The sequence below is a fragment of the Kitasatospora sp. NPDC059088 genome (assembly GCF_042738155.1).
Lineage (GTDB): Bacteria > Actinomycetota > Actinomycetes > Streptomycetales > Streptomycetaceae > Kitasatospora.
The window spans coordinates 1-5,881 of sequence record NZ_JBHYGR010000045.1 but is presented as its reverse complement, the minus strand read 5'-3'; the positions used below and the strand labels follow the sequence as shown (position 1 = coordinate 5,881).

The window sequence follows — 5,881 nt, the reverse complement described above, 5'->3', positions numbered from 1 at the left end:
CGCCTGGGGCCCCCCCCCGCTGCCGGCCCCGCCGCCACACCCCCCCCGCCGCCAACGCCCCCCCCCCCGCGGGGGCGCAATGCCCCCGTATCCCCCCCCCCTCGGCGTTGCCGCCCCTGCTGCGTCAGATCTGGACGCCGAAGTCCTGGGCGATGCCGGCCAGGCCGGAGGCGTAGCCCTGGCCGACCGCGCGGAACTTCCACTCGCCGCCGTTGCGGTAGAGCTCACCGAAGATCATCGCGGTCTCGGTGGCGGCGTCCTCGGAGAGGTCGTACCGGGCGATCTCGGCGCCGCCGGCCGCGTTCACCACGCGGATGTAGGCGTTCCGGACCTGGCCGAAGTTCTGGCCGCGGGCGGTGCCGTCGTAGATGGTGACCGGGAAGGTGATCTTGACGGCCTCGGCGGGCAGGCCGGCCAGGTTGACGTTGATCGACTCGTCGTCGCCCGCGCCCTCGCCGGTCCGGTTGTCGCCGGTGTGCACGACGGTGTTGTCCGGCGTGCTGGTGTTGTTGAAGAACACGAAGTGCGCGTTGGACAGCACCTTGCCGTCCGCGTTCAGGACGATCGCGCTGGCGTCGAGGTCGAATTCGGCGCCGGTGGTGGTGCGGGTGTCCCAGCCCAGGCCGATGCTGACCGCGGACAGGCCGGGGGCCTCCTTGGTCAGCGAGACGTTGCCACCCTTGGAGAGGCTCACTGGCATGGCGATTGCAGTCCCTTCGTTCGCTTTTCCCGGGACAACGCGGTACTCGGTCGCCTTGGTTCCGGGGAACCCGTGAATTCTTCGTGGGCGTCAAAGCCGGGCAAAGGACGGGCAAAGCCTTGGCAGGGTCGGTCGGGTCCGGATGTCAGACCCGGGGGAAGCGGCCCTGCAGCGTCCAGATGTTCGGGTTGTCGGCCAGGTCGGGGTGCATGTCGAACAGGTCGGCGAGGGTGTCCTGGAGGAAGTCCCGGGCCTCACGCCGCAGCTCGCTGTGCCGGACCACGGCCGGGGGCTCGTCGCGCAGCCAGGTCGCGGTGACCTCGACCCAGTTGAACCGGCGGGCGAAGCGCAGCAGCTCGGTGTTCTGGGTGAAGTCGAGGTCGGCGGTCTGCACCCGGGCGGCCCGGGAGCCGTCCGGGTCGCGGTCGAGCTGCTCGACGATGTCGCACAGCGCCCAGGCGAAGTCCAGCACCGGGACCCAGGCCCAGCGGGTGGAGAGTTCGGCGCCCTCGGCGTCCAGGTAGACGTCGCCGCAGAACAGGTCGTACCGCAGGGCGCGCACGGGGGCGGTGCGGTAGTCGGTCTGCGGGGGGTCGGGGAAGCGGTTGGAGAGGGAGTAGCCGAGCTCGATCACGTAGGCCATTGTCGGGGAGTGGGCGGGTAACCGATAACCGGGTGACCTCGGCGGGGGTCGCGCGGGATGATGGGCGCATGTCCGAGCCCATCCGCGTACGGGGGTCGGTGGTCGTCCCCGACGCCGAGCTCGTCTGGCGCTTCTCGCGTTCCTCCGGCCCCGGTGGCCAGCACGTCAACACCTCCGACTCCAAGGCGGAGCTGCGGTTCGACCTGGCCGCCTCGAAGGCGCTGCCCGAGGTGTGGCGCACCCGCGCCCTGGAGCGGCTGGCGCACCGCCTGGTGGACGGCCGGGTGCTGGTGATCCAGGCCTCGGAGTTCCGCTCGCAGTGGCGCAACCGGGAGGCGGCCGCGGTGCGGCTGGGGGTGGTGCTGAGCGAGGCGTGCGCGCCGCCGCCGAAGGCCCGCCGGGCGACCAGGCCGAGCCGGGGGATGGTGGAGCGGCGGCTGGAGAACAAGCGGCACCGTTCCGACCTCAAGCAGGGCCGGCGGTCGCCGCGCGGCGAGTAGGGCGGACCGCCGGGTGGTAGTGCCGCCTGGCGAACCGTTTCAGCCCAGCGTGCGGTAGCCGCCGCGGAAGTAGAGCAGCGGGCGGCCGCCGGGGGTGGGGACCACGGCTTCCAGCACGCGGCCGATCAGCAGGGTGTGGTCGCCCGCGGGTATCCGCTGTTCGGTGCGGCACTCGACGGTGGCCAGCGCGCCCTCGATCAGCGGGGCCCCGGTGCGGGCGCCGCGGTGGTGAGGGGTGTCCGCGAACAGCAGCCGGTCGCTGAGCCGGCCCTTCATGGCGAAGCGGGAGCCGAGCGCCTTCTGCCCCTCGGTGAGCACCGAGACCGCCCAGGTGTCGTTCCGGGAGAGCACCTCGTCCATCCGGGAGTCCTCGCGGACCGAGACCAGCACCAGCGGCGGGTCCAGGGACACCGAGAGGAAGGACGTGGCGGTCATGCCGACGTCCTCGCCGTCCTCCTCGTCGTGGACGGTCACCAGGCTCACGCCGGCGGCGAGCTGGGAGAGGGCTGCCCGGAACTCGTCGGGCGTGGCGTGGGGGGCAGCTTCGGGCTGCGGGGACGGATACACGTACCGCACGGTAGTCGTCGCTCCCGGGTGACGGCATCGGGCCGTGGTCGTAGGACCACGGCCGGGGGGTGGTGCCCGCCGCGGGCCGCGGTCACTCCCAGGGGTGAAGCGCGGGTACCGGCGGGTGCAGTCCGCTTGAGTCCGCGGCCCCCGTGGTCGACCACCAGGAATGTTCCGATGGCGGTTTATGTCCCGCTATGGGGCGGATGAACTGATTAAGGGCGCATTAGTCTTGTGTGATTTAAGTCACAAGTGGTGGCCTATTGCTGACCGAGCGTGCCGAACGCTGTGCTCCCTGTGATTCAGTTCTTCTGGCAATCGGACGATAACCAATCAAGAACTATCCGAAGCAGCCGGGGAGCCCCCGCATGGAAGCCGAGTCGGAGCCGTACGTCCGTCTCGCGACCCTCCGCACCTTGCACCGGGTCGTGGCGGACCTCAACGCTGCCCGCAGCCTGGCGGGCACGCTGCAGGCCGTCGTCGAGGGCGCGGTGCACGGACTCGGCTTCGACGCCGCCGCGGTCAGCCTGGTCCGGCCGGACGGCGACCTGGTGGTGGCAGCAGTCTGGGAGCTGGAGGAGAGCCCGATGGGCGGGCCCTCGGTGCTGCTCGGCCAGGTCGGCTCGCGGGAGTCCTGGGACCGGCTGCTCGGGGTCAGCGACCACTGGGGCACCCTGCGCTTCCTGCCGTACGACCGCGGCTGGGCCGTCGCCAGCGACATCCCGCGCTGGATCGGCGACGGACCGCTGCCCGTCTACGCCAACGACTGGCACCCCGCCGACGGACTGCTCGCCCCGATGTACAGCGCGGGCGGGGACCTGCTCGGCGTGCTCTCGGTGGACCGCCCGCGCAGCGGCAAGCGGCCCGGGGCGTGGACCCGCGAGGCCCTGGAGATGTTCTCGCTGCAGGCCTCCATCGCGATCGGCAACGCCCGGCTGCGGGCCGAGATGCAGCGCGCGCTGGCCCGGCTGGAGAAGGAGCAGCAGGCCCTGCGGGCCAGCGAGGAGAGCTTCCGGCAGGCCTTCGAGTACGCGCCCAGCGGGATGGCCATCACCGAACTCCACGGCGCCGGGCGCGGCCAGCTGACCAGGGTCAACGACGCGCTCTGTCGACTGCTCGGCCGCCCCCGCGCGGTGCTGCGCCAGCAGAGCTTCGCCGACCTCGTGCACCCCGAGGACCGGGCCCTGTTGGAACGCACCAGCGCCGAGAGCGGCCGGGCGGAGCTGAGGCTGTCCCGGCGGGACGGCGGCTACCAGTGGGTCTGCCTGCGCAACTCGATCGTGGCGGACGCGGCCGAGGGCCCGAGCTTCCTGCTCACCCACGTCGAGGACATCGAGGACCGCAAGCGCCACGAGCTCCAGCTCGCCCACCGGGCCAGCCACGACGCGCTCACCGGCCTGCCCAACGGCGCCGAGCTCAAGGCCCGGCTGGCCCGCCGGCTCTGCGCCGAGCCGCAGCCGGTCGGCGCCGCCGCCCCCGCGCTGACCGCCGAGGTCGGCTACCCGCAGCCGTACGCCTACCCGGCCGACACCTACAGCGCGCACGCGGCGTACGAGGGCCTGGAGGGCGTGGACCCGTACCCGGGGCCGGTGCACGGCTACGGCGCGCTGGAGGGCGGGCCGGCGCCCGGGCTCGGCGCGGGGTACGGGGAGCACGTGCACGCCGTGGTGCCGGCCGAGTACGGGCCGAGCGGCGAGGCCTGGTCGGTGCCGTTCCGCTCCGGCCCGGCGGCCCCGGCCGACAAGGGGCTCGCGGTGCTCTTCTGCGACCTGGACGGCTTCAAGTCGATCAACGACCGGTTCGGCCACAACGCGGGCGACTCGGTGCTGGTCGAGGTCGCCCGGCGGCTGAGCGGGGCGGTCCGGGACGGCGACACGGTGGCCCGGCTGGGCGGCGACGAGTTCGTGGTGCTGGCCGACGGCATCGGCCGCGAGGAGGCCAAGGACCTGGCCCACCGGCTGCGCAACGCGATCATCCCGCCGATGCGGATCGACGGCCGGGCGATGCGGGTCGGGGTGAGCCTCGGGGTGGGCTGGGCCGGCTGCGGGATGAGCATCGAAGAGGTGCTGCACACCGCGGACGAGCGGATGTACGACGAGAAGCGGGCCCGGGGCGGGGCCGTGCGGGGCGCGCGCGGCGAGCGCTCGCACCGGCGCGCGGGCTGACGACGGGGCTCGCGGCGCCTGCTCAGCGGCCGGCGGGAGGGGGTGGGCGCCGGGCGCCCGGGAACGCGCAGGTTACCCACGGGTTGTCAAGGGTTCTTTTCCTGCTGTCAGGTACGGCAGGTAGGGTGCCCGGTACGACAGCGTCCATGATCTGCGCCGCCCGCGCGCGGCGCACACCGGATGGGGGAACAGACCACCGTGACGACCGCCGGCGACAACGGATTGCCCGAGGGCCAGGGGGGCGGTGCCCCACAGGACGACGACCCGTTCGGCTACCTCTACCGGCCGGCCGACGGCTCCACCGGGCAGCCGGCCGAGCCGCAGCAGGGGGTTCCCCGGACGTCGTACAGCCGCCCGATGGAGGTCGGCCGGGCGCAGTACGGTGCGCCGCGCGCCCAGCAGCCGCCGTACGGCCAGCCCGGTCCCGCGCAGCCGCCCTACGGCCAGCAGGGGATGCCCCCGCAGGGCCAGTACGGCCAGCCCGGTGTGCCGCCGCAGGCCGAGTACGGCGCGCCCGCCCAGCAGACCCGCTACGCCGAGCACTCCCGGCCGCAGCCGGGGGACGAGCGGCCGAGCAGCGGCCGGAGCAAGGGCGCCGTGATCGGTGCGGTCGCCGTGGTCGCGGCGATAGCGATCGGTGCCGGGATCGCGCTCTCCACCGGTGACCCGGACGCGGACAAGACCGCCAAGGGCGGCACCACCAGCGCCGCCCCGCCGGCGCCCAGCGGTGCCGCGACGCCGAGCGGGACCGGCTCGGCCTCGCCCTCGGCGAGCGCCACGGTCTCGGCCGGCCCGGCGACCGTGGACGCCGGCCAGTTGCAGGGGCAGAACGCGCCGTCCGGCAACAGCGTCAAGGGCGCCAAGTCCGCCGACGGCAGCTACCTGACGCTCCAGCAGGGCGGCACCGTCACCTGGAACGGCCAGATCGCCGCGGCCGGCACGTACAAGCTCACCGTGCACTACAACAACGCCGGCGGGGACGTGAAGGGCGCGGCCGCGGTCAACGGCAAGGACTGGCCGAACGGGCTGACGTACCGGAACTACTCGCCCGGCAAGGACCCGGCGTCGTCCTGGTACACCACCTGGATACTGCCGCAGTTCCAGGCCGGGGCGAACTCGGTCAGCTTCACGGTGCCCTCCGGGCCGATCCTGATCGACCAGATCACCGTCGAACCGAGCAGCTGAGGCCCGGTCGAGAACGCGGACGGGGGGGGGGGGGGGGCGCGGGGGGGGGGGCCGCGCGCGGGGGGGCCCCCCCCCCCCCCCCCGCGCGCGCGGGGCTGGCGGGGGCGCGTCACGCACCCAC

Annotated in this window: 6 protein-coding genes; 3 read left to right on the top strand and 3 right to left on the bottom strand. The window is 73.6% G+C overall.

Annotation, left to right across the window (positions count from 1 at the left end; genetic code table 11):
- Positions 1-124: 124 nt before the first annotated feature.
- Positions 125-700 carry a TerD family protein gene (locus ACFWXO_RS21220; RefSeq protein ID WP_375888729.1) on the bottom strand — a complete coding sequence of 192 codons (576 nt, stop codon included), beginning with the start codon at positions 698-700 and terminating at the stop codon, positions 125-127.
- Between the two features lie 145 nt (positions 701-845).
- Positions 846-1,343 carry a hypothetical protein gene (locus tag ACFWXO_RS21215; RefSeq protein ID WP_375888726.1) on the bottom strand — a complete coding sequence of 166 codons (498 nt, stop codon included), beginning with the start codon at positions 1,341-1,343 and terminating at the stop codon, positions 846-848.
- Positions 1,344-1,411: 68 nt separating this feature from the next.
- Between ACFWXO_RS21215 and arfB the strand changes: the two genes are divergently transcribed.
- Positions 1,412-1,843, top strand: a complete 432-nt coding sequence (gene arfB / locus ACFWXO_RS21210) for an alternative ribosome rescue aminoacyl-tRNA hydrolase ArfB (protein ID WP_380525363.1) — start codon at positions 1,412-1,414, stop codon at positions 1,841-1,843.
- Positions 1,844-1,882: 39 nt separating this feature from the next.
- Here arfB and ACFWXO_RS21205 read toward each other — a convergent pair whose 3' ends face one another.
- Positions 1,883-2,410 (bottom strand): flavin reductase family protein, encoded by a 528-nt coding sequence (locus ACFWXO_RS21205; RefSeq protein ID WP_375888722.1) that lies wholly within the window; start codon positions 2,408-2,410, stop codon positions 1,883-1,885.
- A 368-nt stretch (positions 2,411-2,778) separates the two neighbouring features.
- Between ACFWXO_RS21205 and ACFWXO_RS21200 the strand changes: the two genes are divergently transcribed.
- A complete protein-coding gene (locus ACFWXO_RS21200; protein ID WP_375888720.1) occupies positions 2,779-4,575 on the top strand; it encodes a diguanylate cyclase domain-containing protein in 1,797 nt (598 codons plus the stop codon).
- 198 nt (positions 4,576-4,773) lie between these two features.
- Positions 4,774-5,760, top strand: coding sequence for a carbohydrate-binding protein (locus tag ACFWXO_RS21195; protein WP_375888717.1), 987 nt, complete (start codon positions 4,774-4,776; stop codon positions 5,758-5,760).
- The last annotated feature ends 121 nt before the right edge of the window (positions 5,761-5,881 follow it).